Consider the following 21,596-nt stretch of genomic DNA (forward strand, 5'->3'; position numbering starts at 1 on the left):
AAACGATCGACCATCCGAATCATCCCTCTTCATTCCTTACGCACGGAATCACCAACCCGGTTCCGTGCAAAGGCCTCCTTGCGGGAGAAGGAAGAAGCGCCACCCTCCGCCTTGCCAAACTCCGCTCCGCTGCTATTCTTGCTGCTAAAATAATTTCACGCACAGGCAAACTTGTTTCTCGAACCGCAAGGCTGAAATGAGCCAGTCGCCCTACCCCGCCGTGACAGCCGGACCGCCCAGGCCAAGCCTCATCCTGAGGCCGGGCCAGATCGCGCTGCCGGCCGGCATGGAGCGCTATACCGTACAGGGCAATGGCGCGGTGCTGATCGAGGTCGAGGCCGGCGATACGATCACGGTACGCAATGTCGAGGGCGGCCAGGCCTGCGAGTTGCTGGCCTGGGACAAGTCGGGCGTCACCGACTCCGGCATTCTCGGTGACAAATCCAATAGTAGTGCCGCCGGCATCAAGGCACTGCTCACCGAAGACGACGACAGTCTTTCGGCTGTGCGCCGCGGCCTCGAACGCCGCCAGGTTCAGCTCGACAAGGCCAAGGCTGTGCGCGTATTTGGCGGCACCACTCCGGCCGGTGCCGAGCAGGCATTCGCGATAGCGCGCGATGGTGCGATGCTGATTGCCGCGCCCGGCGGGCCGATGCTGGTCGACGGCCATGACACGGCGACGCCGCTCAGCGTCATCGTGCGGCGCAACACAATCCGCCTGAAAACAGAATCCCGGCTTGCCGATCCACTGGCCGATCCGGTGCTCGATCTGCGCGTCCATTCGGCGACGGCGGAGTCCTATTTCGTCAAGGCGGGCGACTATCTGCAGATCATCGATGTCGACGGGCGCCAGTGCACCGACTTCCAGTGTTTTTCGGCGCGCAAGCTGGACAAGGGGCTCGACCATCCGCTCGACGTCACGACGACGCGCACGCTGATGGGCGCGAGCTATCCGATGCCCGGCCTGCATTCGAAATACTACGACCAGGACATGGAGCCGCTGGTCGAGGTGGTGCAGGACACGTGCGGCCGGCACGACGCCTTCGCACTCGCCTGTGCGGCGAAGTATTACGACGACATCGGCTATCCCGGCCACACCAACTGCTCGGAGAATTTCAACCGCGCGCTCACCGGCAAGGGCGTCAATCCCCGCGCCGGCTGGATGGCGATCAACTTTTTCTTCAACACGGCGATCGACGCTCATGGCGTCATGGTGTCGGACGAGCCATGGTCGCGAGCCGGCGACTATGTTCTGCTCAGGGCGCTCACCGACATCGTCTGCGTCTCCTCCGCATGTCCTGACGACACGACGCCGGCCAATGGCTGGGACCTGACTGACATCCATGTGCGGACCTATTCCGGCCAGCATAGATTCTCGCGAGCGATCGCCAGACGCATGACGCCCGATTCGGAACCCAAAATGACCCGCGAGACAGCTTTTCATTCGAGCTTTGCCAAACACACGCGCGACTTCGTCGAGTACAGGGGCTATTGGCTGGCCAACTCGTTCGCCAAAGAAGGGCCTATCGCCGAATACTGGGCCTGCCGGCAGGATGCGGTGATCATGGACCTGTCGCCGCTTCGCAAATTCGAGGTCACCGGTCCGGATGCCGAAGCGCTGCTGCAATACACGCTGACGCGTGACGTCAAGAAGCTCGGCGTCGGCCAAGTCGTCTACTCCGCCATGTGCTACGAGCATGGCGGCATGATCGACGACGGCACGCTGCTCAGGCTCGGCAAGGACAATTTCCGCTGGATCGGCGGCGACGATCTCTCCGGCGAATGGCTGCGCGAGACGGCAACAAAGCTCGGCCTCAACGTGTTGGTGCGCTCGTCCACCGACCAGATGCACAACATCGCCGTACAAGGGCCAAAGAGCCGCGACATCCTGAAACAGGTGATCTGGACCTCCCCGCTGCAGCCCTCGATCGAGGAACTCGAATGGTTCCGCTTCGCGGTCGCCAGGATCGGCGGCGGCAATGGCATTCCCATCGTCGTCTCGCGCACCGGCTATACCGGCGAACTCGGGTACGAGATCTGGTGCCATCCGCGCGACGCCGAAAAGGTGTTCGACGCCATCTGGGAAGCCGGCCAGCCGCATGGGCTGAAGCCGATGGGACTACAGGCGCTCGACATGGTGCGCATCGAGGCCGGGCTCATCTTCGCCGGTTACGAGTTTTCCGACCAGACCGATCCGTTCGAGGCGGGCATCGGCTTTACCGTGCCGCTGAAGACCAAGACCGACGATTTCATCGGCCGCGAGGCGCTGATCCGGCGCAAGGACCATCCTCAGACGAAGCTGGTCGGCCTCGACATAGACAGCAATGTCGCCGTCGGCCATGGCGACTGCGTCCATATCGGCCGCGCCCAGATCGGCGTCGTCACGTCGGGCATGCGCTCGCCGGTGCTGAACAAAAACATCGCGCTGGCGCGGCTCGACGTCACCCACGCGGCAATCGGCACGGAGGTCGAGATCGGCAAGCTCGATGGTCATGCCAAGCGGCTGCCGGCCCGGGTCGTCGCCTTTGCCCACTACGATCCGCAAAAGACCAAACCACGTTCCTGACGACTGCCCTTTTTGGGCTCTCAAAGCGCTCGCCGGCCACCCCACCGGACGCTTTTCATCCGCGCGCGCAAGCGTGATGTGCATGGTTTCACAAATCGCTTGACGTGAAAGCGCGCCGGATCAATCTTCACTCTTAAGAAAAAAATACGACTGAGTGGAAACACTGCGGCCGGAACGATCATTTGCCGGGGAGTAAGCTTCGCGTAGCCGAGGCATCGCTGGCGGGGAACATCGAAAAAGGGGAACTCATCGACATGAGCACGATAAGTACGGTCCTGGACCAGCCTGCCGAAAGCAAGCTGCTCAGGCATATCGACTGGCGCGGCGCCTTCTGGGTGGCGAGCGGCGTTCCGGCGCTGGTGCTGTTCTCGATTGGCGGCATTGCCGGCACGACAGGAAAGCTGGCTTTCCTGATCTGGACGGTGTCCATGATCATGGGCTTCCTGCAGTCCTTCACCTATGCCGAGATCGCCGGCCTGTTCCCGAACAAATCCGGCGGCGCCTCGATCTATGGCGCCACCGCCTGGCTGCGCTATTCCAAGTTCATCGCGCCGCTGTCGGTGTGGTGCAACTGGTTCGCCTGGTCGCCGGTGCTGTCGCTCGGCTGCTCGATCGCCGCCGCCTATATCCTCAACGCGCTGGCGCCGGTGCCGCTGTTCACCGAAACTTCGCCCGATGTCGTCGCCTACATCGCCGCGCATACCGGAACGGTTCCCGCCGACGCCATCACCGCGGTGACGGCCGCCGCGACACCAGCGATCCGTAACTGGACGCTGTGGAGCCATACGCTCGGACCGGTCTCGTTCACGCTCAACGCCACCTTCTTCATTGGCGCGGTGCTGATGCTGATCATCTTCTCGATCCAGCATCGCGGCATCCTGGGCACCGCCAGCGTGCAGAAATATATCGGCCTGCTGGTCATCATCCCGATGCTGATCGTCGGCGTGGTGCCGATCTTCACCGGCCAGATCGACTGGTCGAACTTTTCGCCGCTGGTGCCGCTGGCCGCCGCCTACGCACCCGAACCCGGCTCTTGGAACATCGCCGGCTGGACATTGGCGCTCGGCGGCATGTTCATCGCCGCGTGGTCGACCTATGGCTTCGAAACGGCCGTCTGCTACACGTCGGAGTTCAAGAACCCCGGCACTGATACGTTCAAGGCCATCTTCTATTCCGGCCTGCTCTGCATGCTTTTGTTCATCCTGGTGCCCTTCACTTTTCAGGGGGTGCTGGGCCTGAACGGCATGCTGGCAACGCCGATCGTCGACGGCTCCGGCGTGGCGGATGCACTCGCCGGCATGGTCGGCGGCGGCAAGATCATTCACAGCCTTCTGGTGATGCTGATGATCCTGGCGCTGGTGCTGTGCATCATGACGGCGATGGCCGGCTCCTCGCGCACGCTCTACCAAGGCTCGGTCGACGGCTGGCTACCGCGTTATCTCAGCCACGTCAACGAGCACGGTGCGCCGACGCGGGCCATGTGGACCGACCTCTGCTTCAACCTGATCGTGCTGGCTATCGCCTCGGCCGACGCGACGAGCTTCTTCTTCATCCTCGCCGTGTCGAACTGCGGCTACATCATCTTCAACTTCCTCAACCTCAATGCCGGCTGGATCCACCGCATCGACAACGGCCATATCGCACGGCCATGGAAAGCGCCTAGCTGGCTGTTGGGGATTGGGGCGATCTTCGCCTATGTCAACGCCATCTTCATGGGCGCAGGCGCCAAGGTTTGGAACCCGATGGCTCTGTGGGCTGGCTTGATCACCGCCGCGCTGATCATCCCGGTGTTCTGCTTCCGCCACTACATCCAGGACAAGGGCAAATTCCCCGACCACATGCTGGCCGATCTCGGCATGAGCTCGGCCGATCTAAAGGTCAGGAAGGCGGGCATGCTGCCCTATCTGACGCTGGTCGCCGGCGTGGCGGTCATGCTCATCGCCAATTGGGTATTCGTCATCTGATGGTCTGACCGCCAAACGGCCCAAGCCACTGTTGCATTAAGGGAAAACCGGCCAGTCGCAAATCGACCGGCCGGTTTTTCTTATTCGGCCGCCAACGCCAGTTGCGGCCGTTCGACGCCTTCGATCTCTGCTGGCGCCTGCTCGTCGGTCCTGGCTTTCTTGGGCTCCCGTCCAAAGAAGAGCGCATACCCCGCCGGCAGCACCAGGATGGTCAGCACAGTGGCGACGAGAATGCCGCCCATCATGGCGTAGGCGAGCGGGCCCCAGAACACGCCGCGCGAGATCGGAATCAGTGCCAGCACAGCCGTCATCGCCGTCAGCACAATCGGCCTGAAGCGGCGCACCGCCGAGCCGATGATCGCTTCGGAACGGTCCATGCCCCTGGCGATGTCCTGGTCGATCTGGTCGACCAGGATGATCGAGTTGCGCATGATAATCCCGAGCAGCGCGATGACGCCGAGGATGGCGACGAAGCCGAACGGCGCACCGCTGATCAGCAGGGCGGCGGCAGCACCGATGATACCGAGCGGGCCGGTCGCCAGCACCAGCATCGCCTTGCCGAAGTTCTGCAGTTGGATCATCAGGAGCACGACGATGACTGCCAGCATGATCGGCGCCTTGGCGGCGATGGAAGCCTGGCTTTCGGCCGAATCCTCGGCCCCGCCCTGGATCTCGATCTTGTAGCCGGGCGCCAGGCCGTCGCGCAGGCCCTGCATGTCTTTGTACATCTTGGTGACGACGTCGTTGGACTGCACGCCGTCGGGCAGTGTGGCGCGCACGCTGATCGTCGGCAGGCGGTCGCGGCGCCACTCTATGCCTTGCTCCAGCACAGGCACCACCTTGGCGACCTGCGACAGCGGCACGAAGCCGCCGAAATCGGTCGGGATATAGACCGAGTCGACCGAGGACAGCAGGCTGCGGCTTGCATCCGGCTCGCGGGCGACGATGGATACCGTCTCCTCGCCGTCGCGGAAATCGTCGAGCGGCGCGCCGGACATCGCGGCCTGCAGCATTTGGCGGATGCGCTGCGAGGTGACGCCGAGCGCACGGGCGCGATCCTGGTCGATGACCAGTTTCATCGCCGGAACGGGCTCCAGCCAGTCGTCATGGACGGCGCCGAGCAGCGGATCCTGCCGGAACTTCGCCTTCACCTGGTCGGCGATGCGGCGCACCTCCTGGCGGTCCGGACCCATGACACGCATTTGCACCGGCCAGCCGGTTGGCGGTCCGAGGAACAGGCGGTCGACCTTGGCACGAATCGATGGGAAATCCTGCGCCAGAACCGTGCGCAGCTTGACGATCAGCCGCTCGCGCGCCGGCTCGTCATTGGCCATGACAAGCAACTGGGCGAAGTTCGGGTTGCGCAGTTGCTGGTCGAGCGGCAGGAAGAAGCGCGGGGCGCCCTCGCCGATGTAGGTGGCGATGAAACGCTTGTCCTTGTCGTCCATCATCTTGGCTTCCAGGGCCTTGGCCTGCGTCTCGACCTCCTTGATGCTGGTGCCTTCCGGCAGCCAGAGATCGACCAGGATTTCCGGCCGCGACGATTGCGGGAAGAAATTCTGCGGGATGAACTGGAACGCCCAAAGGCTGGTGCCGAAAGTCACCAGCGTCATCACCAGGACGATGATGCGATGGCGCACGGCCCAACCGACCGTGGCACGCAGCCGACGATAGAAGCTCGTGTCGAAGGCGTCGTGATGGCTGCCGGCATGCTTGCGCTGCTTGAGGATCATATAGCCGAGCCACGGCGTGAAATAGACCGCCACGAACCACGACACGATCAGCGCGATGCCGACGACATAGAACAGGGTGCGCACATATTCGCCAGCCGTCGAAGCGGCAAAGCCGACAGGGATGAAGCCGGCGGTGGTGATCAGCGTGCCGGTCAGCATCGGGAAGGCGGTCGAGGAATAGGCGAAGCTCGCCGCCTCGATCTTGACCAGCCCCTCCTCGAGCTTGCGCTCCATCATCTCGACGACGATCATGGCGTCGTCGACGAGCAGGCCGAGCGCGATGATCAGCGCGCCCAGCGAAATGCGCTGGAGGTCGATGCCGATCTCGTACATGATGGCGAAGGTGGCGGCGAGCACCAGCGGTATGGCGATGGCGATCACCAGGCCCGAGCGCCAGCCGATCGACAGGAACGAGACGACGAGCACGATCAGCAGCGCTTCGCCGAGCGCATGCATGAATTCGGCTACCGCGTCCGTGACGACGCCCGGCTGGTCGGAAATCTGGTCGACCGAAACGCCATAGGGCAGCGCTTCCTCGAAGTGCTTGTAGGTCGCCTCGACATCCTTGCCGACGTCGGTGACTTTAAAACCCTTGGCCATGACGACGCCAAGCTGCACGCTGTCGTGACCATTGAAGCGGTATTTGCGCTGGAAGGGGTCTTCCAGCCCCGAAGTGACGGTGGCGATGTCGCCAAGCCGGGTGACCTGGCCGCCGGCACGCAGGCGCAGTTCACGGATGTCGGCGGCCTTGGCGACATCGCCTTCGACCGAAATGCGCACCGAATTGACGCCGGTGTCGACGGAACCAGCAGGGTCGACATTGTTCTGGCCCTTGATCGCGTTCTGCACGTCGGTCAGCGTCAGGCCGCGTTCGGCCAGCGCCTTGGACGAGACATCGATGTAGAGCTTTTCCGGCTGGTCGCCGATGATGACCGCCTTTTCGACGCCAGGCGTCGTCAACAGCATATCACGCGCCTGGATGGCGAACTTCTTCAGCTCGGGATAGGAGAAGCCGTCGCCGCTGATCGAATGCAGCGTGATGAAGGTGTCACCGAATTCGTCGTTGAAATAGGGGCCGAGCAGACCCTGCGGCAGGTCGCCCGATATGTCGCCGACCTTCTTGCGCACCTGATAGAAAGCATCGGTCACTTCGGCGGCGTTGGCGTCACCCTTGATCTGGACGGTGATGATGGCGCTGCCGGCGCGGGTGAAGGAACGCACGAAGTCGAGATGCGGCGTCTCCTGCAGCTTGCGCTCGATCTTGTTGACGACCTGGTCTTCCATCTCCTGGATCGAGGAGCCCGGCCAAATCGCCTGCACGACCATGACGCGGAAGGTGAAGTCGGGATCTTCCTTCTGGCCCATGCGCATCAGGCCGAGCGCGCCGGCGATGATGATCAGCCCGAACAGGAAGCGCGCGATCGAAGGATGGCCGATTGCCCAACGAGAGAGATTGAAGGGCCGCTTTTCTTCAGTGGAGGTCGTCATCGGTGGTGGTCCACTTTGCTTGGTTGCCGGCGCCCTGGTGCTTCGAGGAAGGTGCTACGAAGAAGCGCGGCGCGCGAAACGAAATCATCTGCGTTCGATACTAGTTTCCGGGCGGCGTCGCTCTTCGAGCGGAGAGACACTCATCGCGGTGGGACGCGAGGGTCGATGCGGGGGTACATCGGCCTTGACGTCTCGACCTTTCGGGCACGCCGCCCGGAAACCTGCGGCCGCGGGAACGCGCGGCCGACCTGTCTGTCGTCAGCGCAGCTGGCTGGCGTCCCCGCCCTCGGCCGAGGCGGACTGCTGTGTGATGCCGCCGGCGAGTTTCACCTTCAGGTCCTCGGTCATGAACTGCGTACCGGCGGCGACCACGATATCGCCCGGTTTCAATCCCTCCGCGACACGCACGCCATCGGCGGCGAACTTGGCGACCTTGACCGGACGGGCATGAACCGTGTCGGCGCCACGATCGACCGTCCAGACGATCGATTGGCTGTCTTTCTCGGCGAGCGCGCTCAGCGGGATGGACACGAGCTGCTTTTCATTAGCCGCCGACGCCTCGATATTGGCGGTCATGCCGAGCAGCACGCGCGGGTCGTTGGGCAGGCTGACGCGGACGGCAAAGGTGCGCGACTGCGGATCGGCGCTGCCGGCGACCTCGCGAACCTTGCCGTCAAGCGCCAGAGCGGCATCGGACCAGAAGCCCGCCTTGACGTCCTTGCCCGGCTTGAACTGCGCGATCTCCATTTCCGGAACCGCGATCAGCACTTCCTTTTCGCCATCGACCGCGACGGTGACCACCGGCGTGCCCGACCCGACCACCTGGCCGACATCGGCGTTGACCGCCGTGACGATGCCGTCCCTGTCGGCCTTGAGGTCGGTATAGCCGACCTGGTTCCTGGCCTGGGCAAGCGTCGAACGGGCAGAGTCGCGCGTGGCGACGGCCTGGTCATAGGTCAGCGTTGCCTGTTCGAGCTGCGATTTCGGCGCGAAGTTCTTGGCGAAAAGCCGCTCGGCGCGCTTGCGGGCGAGTTCGACGGTCTCGACCTGCCGTTCGGAGGCATCCAGCGCGGCCTGCGCGCTCTTGACCGACAGGTCATAGTCGGAGGGATCGATGCGGGCCAGCACATCGCCAGGCGCCACGCGCTGGCCGATGTCGACGAGACGCTCGGTGATCTTGCCGTTGACCCGGAAACCCAGTGTGCTCTCGGTGCGGGCCCGCACCGATCCGGAATAGGATAGCGTGCGGGTGTCATGGGCCTGGGCGATCTCGACGACCTTGACCGGGCGAATGATGTCCTTCACCTCGGCTTTTTCCTGCGAGCAGCCGGCGAGCCCAAGCGATGCGACGACGATCAGGCCGGCAGCTGGCAGCTTGCGAAGGATGGAACTGGGCAAAAACATCTTGATACTCCCGACTGGAGACGGACTGTCGACACCGGCACCGGCTGGCGGCGGCTATTTCAAGGCTCTGATTGCGTAATCGATGAGTTCGTCGGGCATCGCCCGATTGGTCTTGGCGAGGCACTGCGCCACCATCTGCGGATGGCACAGGATGACGGTGGCGGCACCGAAACAGCGCGACGCGGTCACCGGGTCCTGTTTCCTGAACTCGCCGGCCTCGATGCCCTCGCGGATCACCTCGGCGAAAAGATCGTGGATGCTGTCGACATGCTTGTCGATGACGCCCCAGTCGCGCTCGAGGGCGACGATGACCATCTCGTGGACCTTCTGGTCGTCGAGCATGACCTCCATCGTCATCTTGTACTGCGCATGCACGTAACGCCGCAGCCGCTCCTCGGCGCTGGCCGGCAGGTGCATGATCTCGTAGGCCATCTTGTAGCTGGCGCCGAGCATCCGGCCACAGACGGCCTGGTGGATTTCGACTTTGGAGGCAAAGAAACGGTAGATGTTGGCTGGCGACATGCCGAGCTCGCGGGCAATGTCGGCGACATTGGTCTTGCCGTAGCCATAGTGGCGGAACAGGCGCTCGGCGCAATCGAGAATGCGCGTCACATTTTCCTGTCGGGCGACGTCGGCGACGATGTTGGCGGCTTCGGACATAGCTCTCTGTCAAATAACGAGTGACGAATTTCGATTTTCATCACTCGTAAATCGAAAAGAGCGCTGTGTCAACGCGGATTCGATGTACGCGTACGATTGGTGACAGATGGTGACATCCCATAGACGTCACAAGGCGCCCTCAGGATGCGGGCCCCTGAAAATAATTCTCTCGAAAGGCCGCCGGAGGGCTTCAGGCGACCTTGGCCATTTCCCGCAGCCGGAATTTCTGGATCTTGCCGGTCGAGGTCTTCGGTATCTCGGCGAAGATCACCGCTTTCGGCACTTTGAAGCGGGCAAGCAGCGTCCGGCAGTGCTCGATGATCTCTGCCTCGCTCGCCACCTTGCCCGGTTTCAGCTCGACATAGGCGACAGGCACCTCGCCCCATTTGTCGTCATGGCGCGCCACGACGCCGCAGGAGGCGACGGCGGGATGCTTGTAGAGCGCGTCCTCGACCTCGATCGAGGAAATGTTCTCGCCACCGGAGATGATGATGTCCTTGGAGCGGTCCTTGAGCTGGATATAGCCGTCGGGGTGCATGACGCCGAGATCACCGGAGTGGAACCAGCCGCCGGCGAAAGCCTCGTCGGTCGCCTTGCGGTTCTTCAGATAGCCCTTCATGACGATGTTGCCCCGGAACATGACCTCGCCGATGGTCTCGCCGTCGGCGGGCGTCTCGGCCATGGTCTCTGGGTCCATCACCGTCAGGCCTTCGAGCGCGGCGTAGCGCACGCCCTGCCGTGCCTTCTTGCCCGCCCTCGCCCCTTTGTCGAGCGCGTCCCAGCCATTATGCCATTCGTTGACGACAGCCGGACCATACGTTTCGGTCAATCCGTAGAGATGGGTGACGGCAAAGCCGGCATCGGCCATCCCCGACAGCACGGCTTCGGGCGGCGGCGCGGCAGCCGTGTTGAAGGTGACGGTCTGCGCAAATGCGCGCTTGTCCTCCTCCCTGGCATTGATCAGCACCGACATGACGACCGGCGCCCCGCACAGATGCGTGACGCCGTGGTCGGCGATGGCGTCATAGATCGGCTTCGGCCGCACCCAGCGCAGGCAGACATGCGTGCCGGCCTGGACCGCGAGCGTCCAGGGAAAACACCAGCCATTGCAATGGAACATCGGCAGCGTCCAGAGATAGACCGCGTGCTTGGCCATGCCGGCATGGATGGTGTTGGTGTAGGCCATCAGCGCGGCACCACGGTGATGGTAGACGACGCCCTTGGGATTGCCTGTCGTGCCCGACGTGTAGTTGAGCGAGATCGCGTCCCATTCGTCGTCCGGCATCGACCAGGCGAACTCCTCGTCGCCATTGGCGACAAAGGCCTCGTAGTCCACCGTGCCGACCCGCTCGCCTTTCGGATAGGGCGCGTCAGCGGCGTAATCGGGATCGTCGTAGTCGATGACCAGCGGCTTGACCTTGGCCAGATCGAGCGCCTCTCGCACGACTCCGGAGAACTCGCGATCGACGATCAGCACCTTGGTCTCGGCATGATCGAGCTGGAAGGCGATGACCGCGGCGTCGAGGCGCGTATTGAGCGAGTGCAGCACCGCTTTGGTCATCGGCACGCCGAAATGCGCCTCCAGCATCGGCGGCGTGTTCGACAGCATGACCGTCACCGTATCGCCCTTGCCGATGCCGTGCTTGTGCAGCGCCGAAGCGAGCTTCAGCGAGCGGCGCCAGAAATCACGATAGCTGATGCGCTGGCCGCCATGGATGATGGCGATGTGGTCGGGATAAGTCTTTGCAGCGCGCTCCAGATAGGTGAGCGGCGTCAGCGGCTGGTGGTTGGCGGCGTTCCTGTCGAGATCCTGTTCGTAGGGACTGGCCATCCCGTTCTCCCCAAAGTCTTTTCGAGCTTTCTAACCTTAGGCTCGTCGTCACGCTATCCCCCAGAAGGGCTGAGAATGCTATACTGCGCCGACTTGCTGGAACGGTGATCTCGATTGCGCCGCGCGGGCAGAAGATCCCTCCCTGGTCATCCAAATTTGACTTTTGTCGAGAGCCGTGACTAATGTCAGGCAAGGAGGCGGCATGGCGATCCGACCGGCAGAACAGCTCATCCACAAGGCGGCCTGGCTTTACTATGCCCATGGGCTTCGCCAAGACGAAGTGGCCAATCAGCTCAACATTTCGCGCGCTTCCGTCGCCATGTATCTGCGCAAGGCGCGCGAGACAGGCATCGTCAACATCTCGACCTCGACGCAGCTCTTCACCGACGACATCATGGCGCGCAGGCTGGAAGATGCCCTGAAGCTCGACGCCGTCTGGATCGCGCCGGAAAACGCCTACCTCGCCGATCCCTCGACCGATATCGCGGTGCTGGCGGCAAGCGTCTTCCTGGAACTCGTCAGGAAGGGCGACCGCATCGGCGTCGCCTGGGGCCGCACCGTCTACACCATCGCCGACATCATGTCCTATGCCGACCTGCAGGACGTCACCGTGGTGCAGCTCTGTGGCAATCTCGGCGCGCCCTATTCCTACCGGCCCGACCAGTGCACCATGGAAATCGCGCGGCGGCTCAATGCCAAGGGCCTCAACTTCTACGCGCCCCTGGTGCTGTCGACCGAGGAACTGGCGCAAGGCCTGCGCGCCGAGCCCGTGATCCGCGACCAGCTCGCCGGGATCAGCGACTGCGATCTTGCGCTCTACTCCATCGGCGCGGTCGATGCCGACAGCCACCTGGTGAAGTGCGGTGCGCTGACGGCAGCCGAGATGGCGGCACTGCGCAAGGAAGGTGCCGCCGGTGTCATTGCCGGGCAGATCATCGATGCCGGTGGCGAGTTGCTCGACTGCAGCTACAACCGGCGGGTCATCTCGGCGGGGCTTGCTTCACTGCGCACCATCGCCAGGCGGCTGATGGTGGTGCAGGAAGACAGCAAGTTCGAACCGCTGCTCGCGGCGATTGCCGGCGGCCTCTGCACGCATCTGGTGGTCGGCGCGCGTATGGCGCAACGGCTGCTCGATCATGCCGGAACGTCAGCAGAAAAGGCATCCTGAAAACCAACCCTTTGCCGACGCATTTGTCATCAAGGCGTCGCGGCATTCCTGTTTCACCATCAAAAACAGCAACTGGACGAAGCGAACATGAAGAACCTGTGGAACGACGACACGGCTGAAAAACTCGTTGCCGACTATGCGAAGAAGGACGTCGGCCACGACCTTGCCTTGCGTGTCTACACGACGCGGCTTCTGGGCGGCGTGCCACAGCTGGTCCTGCATGGCGGCGGCAACACCTCCTGCAAGATCAAGGCGACCGACCTCGTCGGCGACGAGTGGGACGTGCTGTGCGTCAAAGGCAGCGGCTGGGACATGGCCGTCATCGAGCCGCAGGGCCTGCCCGCCGTCAAGATGGGCGCCCTGCTCAAGGCGCGCAAGCTGGACAGGCTTTCCGACGAGGACATGGTCGCCCTGCAGCGGGCAAACCTGATCGACCCCGCCTCGCCCAACCCATCGGTCGAGACCCTGCTGCATGCCTTCCTGCCGCACAAATTCGTCGACCACACCCATTCGACCGCCATCCTGGCTATTGTCGATCAGGAAGACAGCAAACCGCTGGTGGCAAAGGTGTTCGGAGCAAAGATGGGCTACGTGCCCTACATCATGCCAGGCTTCGACCTCGCCAAGGCGGCGGCCGACGTCTTCGACGCCGATCCTACGGTAGAAGGCCTGATCCTCGACAAGCACGGCATCTTCACTTTCGGCGACGACGCCAGGCAGGCCTATGACCGGATGATCCATTATGTGAACGTCGCCGAGGACTATGTGGCCAAGCACGCCAAGCCGCAGCCGGCCAAGTCGGCATTGCCGGCCAGGCTCGCGTCACCGGCAGTGGTCGCGCCCATGCTGCGCGGCGCTGTCGCGGCGCCACGCGGCGAGGGCCGCTTCGACCGCATGATCAGCGATTTCCGTACATCGGACGCGATCGTCGATTTCATCAATTCGGCAGAGATCGCCGACTATGCACAACGTGGCGTGTCGACGCCGGATCTGTCGATCCGCATCAAGACCGGACCGATGGCGGTGCCGGCGCCCGACGCCGACAAGGTCGGTGACTACAAGGCGGTGATCAAGAGCCATGTCGATGCCTTCGCCAAGGATTATCGTGCCTATTTCGAGACCAATGACGCGCTCGACGACGTCAAGCGCACCATGCTCGATCCCATGCCGCGGCTGACGCTGGTGCCGGGGCTCGGCATGTTCGGTCATGGCCGCACATTGAAGGACGCCAGGATCGCATCGGACGTCGGCGAGATGTGGATCGAGGCAGTGCGCGGCGCCGAGGCGGTCGGGCGTTTCCACCCATTGTCCAAGGCCGAGCTGTTCCCGCTCGAATACTGGTCGCTGGAACAGGCCAAGCTTGCCTCCAACAAGCCGAAGCCACTGACCGGACAGGTGGTGCTGATCACCGGTGGCGCCGGTGCGATTGGTGCGGCGACCGCAAAACTTTTCGCCGACAATGGCGCTCATGCCGTCGTCGTCGATCTCGACGCTGAAAAGGCCGCTGATGCCGCCAGGAAAGCCGGCAACAATTCGATCGGCGTTGGCGCCGACATCACCGACCCGGACCAGATGCGCGCCGCATTCGACAAGGCGATCGCCGTGTTCGGCGGCGTCGACATATTGGTATCCAACGCGGGCGCCGCATGGGAGGGCCGCATCGGCGAGCTTGACGATGCGCTGCTGCGCAAGAGCTTCGAGCTCAATTTCTTCGCCCACCAGTCGGCGGCGCAGAACGCCGTGCGCATCATGCTCGAACAGGGCACCGGCGGCGCTCTCTTGTTCAACACCTCCAAGCAGGCGGTCAACCCCGGCCCGAAGTTCGGCGCCTATGGCGTGCCGAAAGCGGCGACGCTGTTCCTGTCCAGGCAATACGCGCTCGACTACGGCGCCCATGGCATCCGTTCGAATGCCGTCAACGCCGACCGCATCCGCTCGGGTCTTTTGACGGACGCGATGATCGCCAGCCGCTCGGGCGCGCGCGGCGTGTCGGAGAAGGACTACATGTCCGGCAATCTGCTCGGCCAGGAAGTGACGGCGCAGGATGTGGCGCAGGCCTTCCTGCATCACGCCCTGGCCGACCGGACGACCGCGGATGTGACGACAGTCGACGGCGGCAACATTGCCGCGGCGCTGCGGTAGGCTTGCTGCTGAACGATCGCAGCAATCAAAGGCAAACGCCTTGCCTCGGCTGATGAGTTGTTCAAGGATTTGGGGATCTAAGCGTGCCAGCCCCCATTCGCTCCGGGCAATTTCGCCGGGATGTGAAGCGTATGGAAAGGCGTGGCAAGGACCTGGGCAAGTTGCGCGGTCTGTTAGGCTCATCGCCGGACAAGAACTGCCGGTGGCGTACAAGGATCATCCCCTGAAAGGGGACTGGAAAGGCTTTCGTGACGCGCATATCGAACCAGACTGGCTCCTGATCTACCGCGTTGTCGGCGACGAATTGCAGCTTGCCCGTACCGGTTCGCATTCCGACCTGTTCAACGAGTGAACGTCATCGAAAAAGCCGCCCGCAGCGATTTGCTGCAGGGCGGCTTTCATTTCGTCTCAACTCGATAATCAGTGAGAATTTGTGCCGAACGCTACTTCGCGTTGGGGTTCGGCATCCAGGCAGGCATGGCGACGTCGGCGTGGGCGAACTGCGGCAGCTTGGCCGACAGGTCTTCCATGTTCTTGATGTCCTTGTCGATCAACTCTTTCTGGGTAATCAGCGTCGGCGGCACGATGACGTTGTGGCCGGGATCTTCGCCGGCGAGCAACTGCGCCAGGGCGCGCACCGAGACCTGGCCGACGACGGCCGGGTTGGTCGCGGCGGTCGCCGCCCAGGCACTATCGGGCTCGCGCATCGCCGCGATGTCGGACGTCGAAATGTCGGCCGAATAGATCTTGATCTTCTTCTTCAGGCTCGCTTCGTCGACGGCGATCTTCACGCCCTTGGCGAATTCGTCATAAGGGGCGAACATCACGTTGATGTCGGGGTGCGCCGACAGCACCGAGCGTGCCTGGTTGGCGACGGAGTTGGCGATCGGATTGTCGAGCGTGCCGAACATGGCGGCTTCCTTGATGCCGGCATATTTCTTCTTCACGTCGACCCAGGTTTCGTTGCGGCGGTCGAGCGGCGCGATGCCGGCGACATAGACATAGCCGGCGTTCCAGCTTTCGCCGTTGTCCTTGACCGCCTGTTCGAGCGCTAGGCGCGCCAAGTCCTTGTCCGACTGTTCGATCTGCGGGATCTTGGGGTTTTCGACATTGACGTCGAAGGCGACCACCTTGATGCCGGCGTCGACGGCACGCTGGGCGGCGTCCTTCATCGATTCCGTCAGGCCGTGCTGGATGATGATGCCCTGCACGCCGAGCGCAATGGCCTGATCGACCATGTCGGCCTGAAGGGCGGCGTCCTGGCGGCTGTCGAGCACACGCAGGTCGATGCCGAGCGCCTTCGACTGCGCCTCGACGCCCGACAGATAGGCCTGAAAGAAGTCGCCGGTCGAGAGATAGCGCACCAGCGCGATCTTGACGCCGGGCTTGTCGAATGGCGCCGGCTTATCGGCGGCCAATGCCGGGACCTGCATCAGCATGGTTGCGCCGGCGAGCCCGAGCGCCACTTTCCCCAGAAGTCTTCTTGTGATGTTCACCTTGTTTTCCTCCACTTTTGTTGAACCCAAAATCCTATCCGGCCGAATGCTAGTTCCTGCCCCTGCCCGAAAGGGCAAAGGTGAAGACAAGGGCGACGACCAGAACCACGCCCTTGACGAAATCCTGCGTGTAGTAGGGCGCGTTCATCATCGTCAGGCCCTGCAGCAAGATGCCGACGAACAGCGCGCCGATGGCGGTGCCGAAGGCGTTCGGCTTCGCGGCGCCAAGCACCGCGTAGCCGATCAGCGCCGCGGCAACCGCATCGAGCAGCAGATTATTACCCGAGGCGATGTCGCCGCGTCCAAGCCGGGCGGCGAGCAAAATGCCGCCGATCGAGGCAAAAACTCCTGAAATAACGTAGGCCCAGATCTTGTATGCCTTGACAGGCGCGCCGGCGAGTTCGGCGGCGCGCTCATTGGAGCCGACGGCGTACATCATGCGGCCGAAGCGGGTGTATTCGAGGAAGAACCAGATCAGCACGGCCAGCACCAGAAGCACGACGACCGACACCGGAATGAGGTTCGGGATGAAGAAATCGAAGCGGTGGCGGCCAAGCGCCAGGAAGGCATCGGAGAACTTGCCGTTGGCGACCGAGCCGTCGGGCATGGTCATGCCGGTGGCGATCGAGCGGCCTTCTGTCGGGATGCGCTGCAGGCCGACCAGCAGGAACATCATGCCGAGCGTCGCCAGCAGGTCCGGCACGCGCATGTAGACGATCAGCCAGCCATTGATCAGGCCGACGATGGCGCCGATCAATAGGCATACGATGACCGCCACGAACGCGTTCTGCTCCAGCACCACCATGACATAGGCCGCCGCCATCATGGCCGAGGTCGCGACCGAACCGATCGACAGGTCGAAGCCGCCGACCACCAGGGTGGCAGTAACACCAAGCGCCAGCACGCCGGTGATGGCGACCGACTGGAAGATGAAGACGGCACTTTGCGGCGAGACGAACCCGTCGGCGGCGATCGCGAAATAGGCGACCAATCCGAACAACAGCACGATGAATCCATAGCGGATGGCGTGGTCGCGCAGCGTCATTCCGCGCACCCCGGCGCCACTGCGGTTTTTACCCAACTCCAATCCATGGTTTCTCCAATCCAATTCCATCGGCCGCCACGCTCAGGCAGCGCTGTGCAGCGGTCCGCCCGCGACCTCGGCCAGCAGGCGATCTAGATCGACGTCGGCGTTGCGGTGTTCGCCGACGATTGTGTGCTCCGACATCACCAGAATGCGGTCGGCAGTCTCCAGCGCTTCGTCGAGTTCGGTGACGAACAAAAGCGTGGCGCGGCCATTGGCGCTTGCCCTCAGCTTGGCCGCGATGTCGCGCCGGGCCGAAATGTCGACGCCCTGGAACGGCTCGTCGAGGATGAACAGTGCGGCATTCTGGGTCATCCAGCGGGCGACCATCACCTTCTGCTGGTTGCCGCCAGACAATGCCGACATCTCATGCTTCTCGGAGCGGCAGACGATGCCGAGCTGCTCGATCTGCCGGCGCGCGGTGGCGCGTTCGAGGCGGCGCTTGAGCACGCTGAAATTCGACATACGCTTCAGGAAAGGCAAGCTGACATTGCGCTCGATGTTGAAGCCGCCGACAATGCCGCTGGTGGCGCGATCCTTGGCGACGAGGAACACGCCGGCCGCGATCGCGTCGCCCGCCGAGCGCGGCGCGTAAGGCTTGCCGTTCATCGTCATGGTGCCGGCGAGTGGTCGGCGCACGCCGAACAGCGTCTCGGCAAGAGCGGTCTTGCCGACGCCGACGAGACCGGTGACGGCGACGACCTCGCCATCGCCAAGCGTCAGCGAGATCGGCCGGGCGCCCTGCGCGATCCGCAGGCCTTCGATCGTCAGGACCGCCCTGGCGGAACTCCTGGCGACGACACGGTCGAGATGGATCTTGCGGCCGAGCATGGCGTTGACCGCGCCCTCATAGTCGAGCGGCTTGGTGTCAAAGGTGCCCGAGACGACACCGTCGCGCATCGAGACGATGCGGTCCGCAAGCTGCCTGATGTCCGACATGCGGTGCGAGATATAGAGGATCGCCACGCCTTGCTCGCGCAGCCGGTCGACCAGCGCGAACAGCCTGTCGGCTTCGGCGCTGGAGAGCGACGAGGTCGGCTCATCGAGGATCAGCACTTTCGGCTGGTGTGCCAGCGCCCGGGCAATCGCCACCATCTGGCGATCGGCGAGCGAAAGGTCACTGACGCGCGCCTTCAAATCGATATCCAGCCCCATGCGGTCGGCGACCGCCTTGGCTTCGCGGCGCACGCGAGCGGGATTGAACAGGGTCGGCGCGCCTTTGCCGCTCAGCCTGTCGAGGGTGAGATTGGTGGCGACGTCGAGATCGGCGACGACACCATCATTGATGTTCTGGTGCACGGTGACGACACCCGCGCGGATCGCTTCCGCCGGCGTGTTCGGCGCAAAATCCTGCCCGGCAAGCGTCATCGTGCCGCCGCCACGCTCGTAGACGCCGCTGACGATCTTGACGAGGGTGGATTTACCGGCGCCGTTGGCGCCCATCAGCACGGTCACTTCACCGGCATGGAGGTCCAGCGCGATGCCGCCAAGCACCTCGTTGCGGCCAAAGGATTTCCTCAGTCCCTCTACGCGGAACACGGCATTGCCGACCATGCGTTCCTCCCTGACCATGACGCTATGGTCAATATCGGCAATTGTCAACACGATTGACAATTGCCAGACGGCTTCCTAGCTTGGCCTCGCCGTCAAGGCTCCCTTATGATGGGAGCACACAGGCGGGAGGGACAAGGATGACTGGGAAATTGCCGTTCGAAGCATTGTCGGTGGAGACGCTCGCAACACGTCTCAGCACGAACGAAGCGCTGTGCGCGAAGATCGGCAAGGATGCGAGCGCCTGGAAGGTCCGCGAGGTCGGGGACGGCAATCTGAACCTGGTGTTCATCGTCGAAGGCGCCAGCGGCGGCGCCATCGTCAAGCAAGCCCTGCCCTATGTCCGGCTCGTCGGCGACAGCTGGCCGCTCCCTTTGAAGCGCTCCTTCTTCGAATACCACGCACTGACCCGGCAGGAGGCGCGCGCGCCGGGCTCGGTGCCGGCGATCTACTACTTCGACGAGGTCCAGGCGTTGATCATCATGGAATATCTGTCGCCGCACATCATCCTGCGGCGGGCGCTGATCGAAGGCCGGCAGTTGCCGAACATTGCCCGGGATATCGGCCTGTTCATGGCCCGCACCCTGTTCCGCGGGTCCGACCTGTCGATGGTGACCAAGGAGCGCAAGGCGGACCTGGCGCTGTTCGCGGACAATGTCGAGCTTTGCGACATCACCGAGAACCTGGTGTTCTCAGACCCGTATTTCGACGCCAAGATGAACCGCCACACCAGTCCGCAGCTCGACGGTCTGGTGGCCGAACTGCGGGCCGATCGCGAGCTCAAGGTGGAGGCGCAGCGGCTGAAGCATCTCTTCACCGCCAATGCCGAGACGCTGCTGCATGGCGACCTGCATTCCGGCTCGATCATGGTCACCGATCAGGAAACGCGGATGATCGATCCGGAATTCGCCTTCTACGGTCCGATGGCGTTCGACGTCGGCATGCTGCTCGCCAATTTCTGGATGTCGTTCTTCTCGCAACGCGGGCATGAGCAGAAGGGCATGCGCGACGCCATGCGTGCCTATCTGCTCGATGTCGTGGTCGAGACATGGGCGGTGTTCCGCACCGAGTTCTCGCACCTGTGGCGCACCGAGCGCACCGGCATGCTCTACCAGAAGAGCCTGTTCGAGGATCAGGGCGACAGGCTGGGCGCCGAGCAGGCGCTCGATCATGTGCTGCACCAGATCTGGACCGATCTGCTCGGCTTTGCCGGCATCGAGGTGCACAGGCGCATCCTCGGCCTCGCCCACAATGCCGACTTCGAGACCATTGCCGATGAAGATCTGCGCGCCAGTTGTGAGGCGAAGGCACTGAAATTCGGCCGCCACATCGCCGTCAACCGGCGCCAGATTCACAGCATCGACGAGGTCAACAATCTGGCCGCGCTGATCGAACAGGAGAACAGCATTTGAACGTCGGCGACCGCCACTATCGGACCATCTGGCTCAGCGACGACGGCCGCTCGGTGGAGATCGTCGACCAGCGCTGGCTGCCGCATGAATTCCGCATCGAGAAGCTTGGCACGGTCGCCGGCATCGCCACCGCGATCCGCGACATGTGGGTACGCGGCGCACCGTTGATCGGGGTCACCGCGGCCTACGGCGTCGCCATGCAAATGGCGCACGATCCGTCCGACGAAGCGCTCGACAGCGTGTGGGAAACACTGCACGAGACACGACCGACGGCGATCAACCTGCGCTGGGCGCTGGACGAGATGCGGCGTTTCCTGCGGCCGTTGCCGGCCGGACAACGCGCCGCTGCCGCCTATCGGCGCGCCAGTGAAATCGCCGACGAGGATGTCGGGCTCAACCGCGCCATCGGCGAGAACGGTCTCGCCATCATCAAGGACATCGCGGCCCGCAAGCAGCCGGGCGAGCCGGTCAATATCCTCACCCACTGCAATGCCGGCTGGCTGGCGACTGTCGACTACGGCACAGCCACCTCACCGATCTATCTCGCTGTGGAAGCGGGCATTCCGGTCCATGTCTATGTGGATGAAACACGCCCGCGCAACCAGGGAGCCCAACTGACCGCCTGGGAAATGGCCGGCCATGGCGTGCCGCACACGCTGATCGTCGACAATGCCGGCGGCCATCTGATGCAGCGCGGCGCGATCGACATGGTCATCGTCGGCACCGACCGCACGACAGCCGACGGCGATGTCTGCAACAAGATCGGCACCTATCTGAAGGCGCTCGCCGCAGCCGACAACGACGTGCCGTTCTACGTCGCGCTGCCCTCTCCCACCATCGACTGGACGGTGGGCGACGGCCTCGCCGAAATCCCGATCGAGGAGCGCTCGGGCGACGAGGTATCGCTGGTCTGGGGCAAGACCGCCACGGGCGAGATCGCCCAGGTGCGTGTCTCGCCCGAAGCGACGCCGGCAAGGAACCCCGCCTTCGACGTGACGCCGGCACGGCTGGTGACCGGACTGATCACCGAGCGCGGCATCGCCAAGGCATCGCGCGAAGGGCTGAAGGCGATGTTCCCCGAGCGGGGATAATCAGAA

At 63.3% G+C, this 21,596-nt stretch carries 15 protein-coding genes; 8 read left to right on the top strand and 7 right to left on the bottom strand.

Annotation, left to right across the window (positions count from 1 at the left end):
- The 3 genes from FJ941_RS29200 to FJ941_RS11405 all read left to right on the top strand — a co-directional run.
- The coding region (locus FJ941_RS29200) for a hypothetical protein (protein WP_210242218.1) at positions 1-200 on the top strand (200 nt) is incomplete at its 5' end.
- Positions 197-2,566 carry an aminomethyltransferase family protein gene (locus tag FJ941_RS11400; protein ID WP_140505540.1) on the top strand — a complete coding sequence of 790 codons (2,370 nt, stop codon included), beginning with the start codon at positions 197-199 and terminating at the stop codon, positions 2,564-2,566. The genes FJ941_RS29200 and FJ941_RS11400, both read left to right, overlap by 4 nt.
- Positions 2,567-2,820: 254 nt before the next feature.
- Complete coding sequence (locus tag FJ941_RS11405; protein WP_140505542.1) at positions 2,821-4,530, top strand: APC family permease; 1,710 nt, start codon at positions 2,821-2,823, stop codon at positions 4,528-4,530.
- A gap of 80 nt (positions 4,531-4,610) precedes the next feature.
- Here the strand turns inward: FJ941_RS11405 and FJ941_RS11410 are convergent, their stop codons facing one another.
- The 4 genes from FJ941_RS11410 to FJ941_RS11425 all read right to left on the bottom strand — a co-directional run bounded on the left by FJ941_RS11410 (position 4,611) and on the right by FJ941_RS11425 (position 11,646).
- Positions 4,611-7,751, bottom strand: coding sequence for an efflux RND transporter permease subunit (locus FJ941_RS11410; protein ID WP_140505544.1), 3,141 nt, complete (start codon positions 7,749-7,751; stop codon positions 4,611-4,613).
- 258 nt (positions 7,752-8,009) lie between these two features.
- The gene (locus tag FJ941_RS11415) at positions 8,010-9,155 is read right to left on the bottom strand and encodes an efflux RND transporter periplasmic adaptor subunit (protein ID WP_140505546.1); all 1,146 of its coding nucleotides are present in this window, start codon (positions 9,153-9,155) and stop codon (positions 8,010-8,012) included.
- Positions 9,156-9,209: 54 nt separating this feature from the next.
- Positions 9,210-9,815 carry a TetR family transcriptional regulator gene (locus tag FJ941_RS11420; protein WP_140505548.1) on the bottom strand — a complete coding sequence of 202 codons (606 nt, stop codon included), beginning with the start codon at positions 9,813-9,815 and terminating at the stop codon, positions 9,210-9,212.
- 190 nt (positions 9,816-10,005) lie between these two features.
- Entirely contained in the window at positions 10,006-11,646 is a 1,641-nt protein-coding gene (locus FJ941_RS11425) for an acyl-CoA synthetase (protein WP_140505550.1), read from the bottom strand.
- 202 nt (positions 11,647-11,848) lie between these two features.
- On the opposite strand from FJ941_RS11425, the gene FJ941_RS11430 reads away from it, so the two are divergent.
- The 3 genes from FJ941_RS11430 (at position 11,849) to FJ941_RS11440 (ending at position 15,308) form a co-directional block, all read left to right on the top strand.
- Positions 11,849-12,814: a sugar-binding transcriptional regulator gene (locus FJ941_RS11430; protein ID WP_140505552.1), complete on the top strand. Its 966-nt coding sequence runs from the start codon at positions 11,849-11,851 to the stop codon at positions 12,812-12,814.
- Positions 12,815-12,901: 87 nt separating this feature from the next.
- A complete protein-coding gene (locus FJ941_RS11435) occupies positions 12,902-14,956 on the top strand; it encodes a bifunctional aldolase/short-chain dehydrogenase (protein ID WP_140505553.1) in 2,055 nt (684 codons plus the stop codon).
- Positions 14,957-15,158: 202 nt separating this feature from the next.
- Complete coding sequence (locus FJ941_RS11440) at positions 15,159-15,308, top strand: type II toxin-antitoxin system YafQ family toxin (protein WP_348640742.1); 150 nt, start codon at positions 15,159-15,161, stop codon at positions 15,306-15,308.
- Between the two features lie 91 nt (positions 15,309-15,399).
- Here the strand turns inward: FJ941_RS11440 and FJ941_RS11445 are convergent, their stop codons facing one another.
- The 3 genes from FJ941_RS11445 to FJ941_RS11455 all read right to left on the bottom strand — a co-directional run bounded on the left by FJ941_RS11445 (position 15,400) and on the right by FJ941_RS11455 (position 19,090).
- Positions 15,400-16,452 carry a substrate-binding domain-containing protein gene (locus FJ941_RS11445; protein ID WP_140505555.1) on the bottom strand — a complete coding sequence of 351 codons (1,053 nt, stop codon included), beginning with the start codon at positions 16,450-16,452 and terminating at the stop codon, positions 15,400-15,402.
- Positions 16,453-16,501: 49 nt separating this feature from the next.
- Positions 16,502-17,497, bottom strand: coding sequence for an ABC transporter permease (locus tag FJ941_RS11450; RefSeq protein ID WP_140505557.1), 996 nt, complete (start codon positions 17,495-17,497; stop codon positions 16,502-16,504).
- Positions 17,498-17,578: 81 nt separating this feature from the next.
- Entirely contained in the window at positions 17,579-19,090 is a 1,512-nt protein-coding gene (locus FJ941_RS11455; protein ID WP_140505896.1) for a sugar ABC transporter ATP-binding protein, read from the bottom strand.
- Positions 19,091-19,227: 137 nt separating this feature from the next.
- On the opposite strand from FJ941_RS11455, the gene mtnK reads away from it, so the two are divergent.
- Positions 19,228-20,499, top strand: a complete 1,272-nt coding sequence (mtnK, locus tag FJ941_RS11460) for an S-methyl-5-thioribose kinase (protein WP_140505558.1) — start codon at positions 19,228-19,230, stop codon at positions 20,497-20,499.
- Entirely contained in the window at positions 20,496-21,590 is a 1,095-nt protein-coding gene (mtnA, locus tag FJ941_RS11465; RefSeq protein ID WP_140505560.1) for an S-methyl-5-thioribose-1-phosphate isomerase, read from the top strand. Before mtnK ends, mtnA begins: the two co-directional genes overlap by 4 nt.
- Positions 21,591-21,596 lie beyond the last annotated feature (6 nt).

It is taken from the genome of Mesorhizobium sp. B2-3-13 (genome assembly GCF_006442195.1).
Lineage (GTDB): Bacteria > Pseudomonadota > Alphaproteobacteria > Rhizobiales > Rhizobiaceae > Mesorhizobium > Mesorhizobium salmacidum.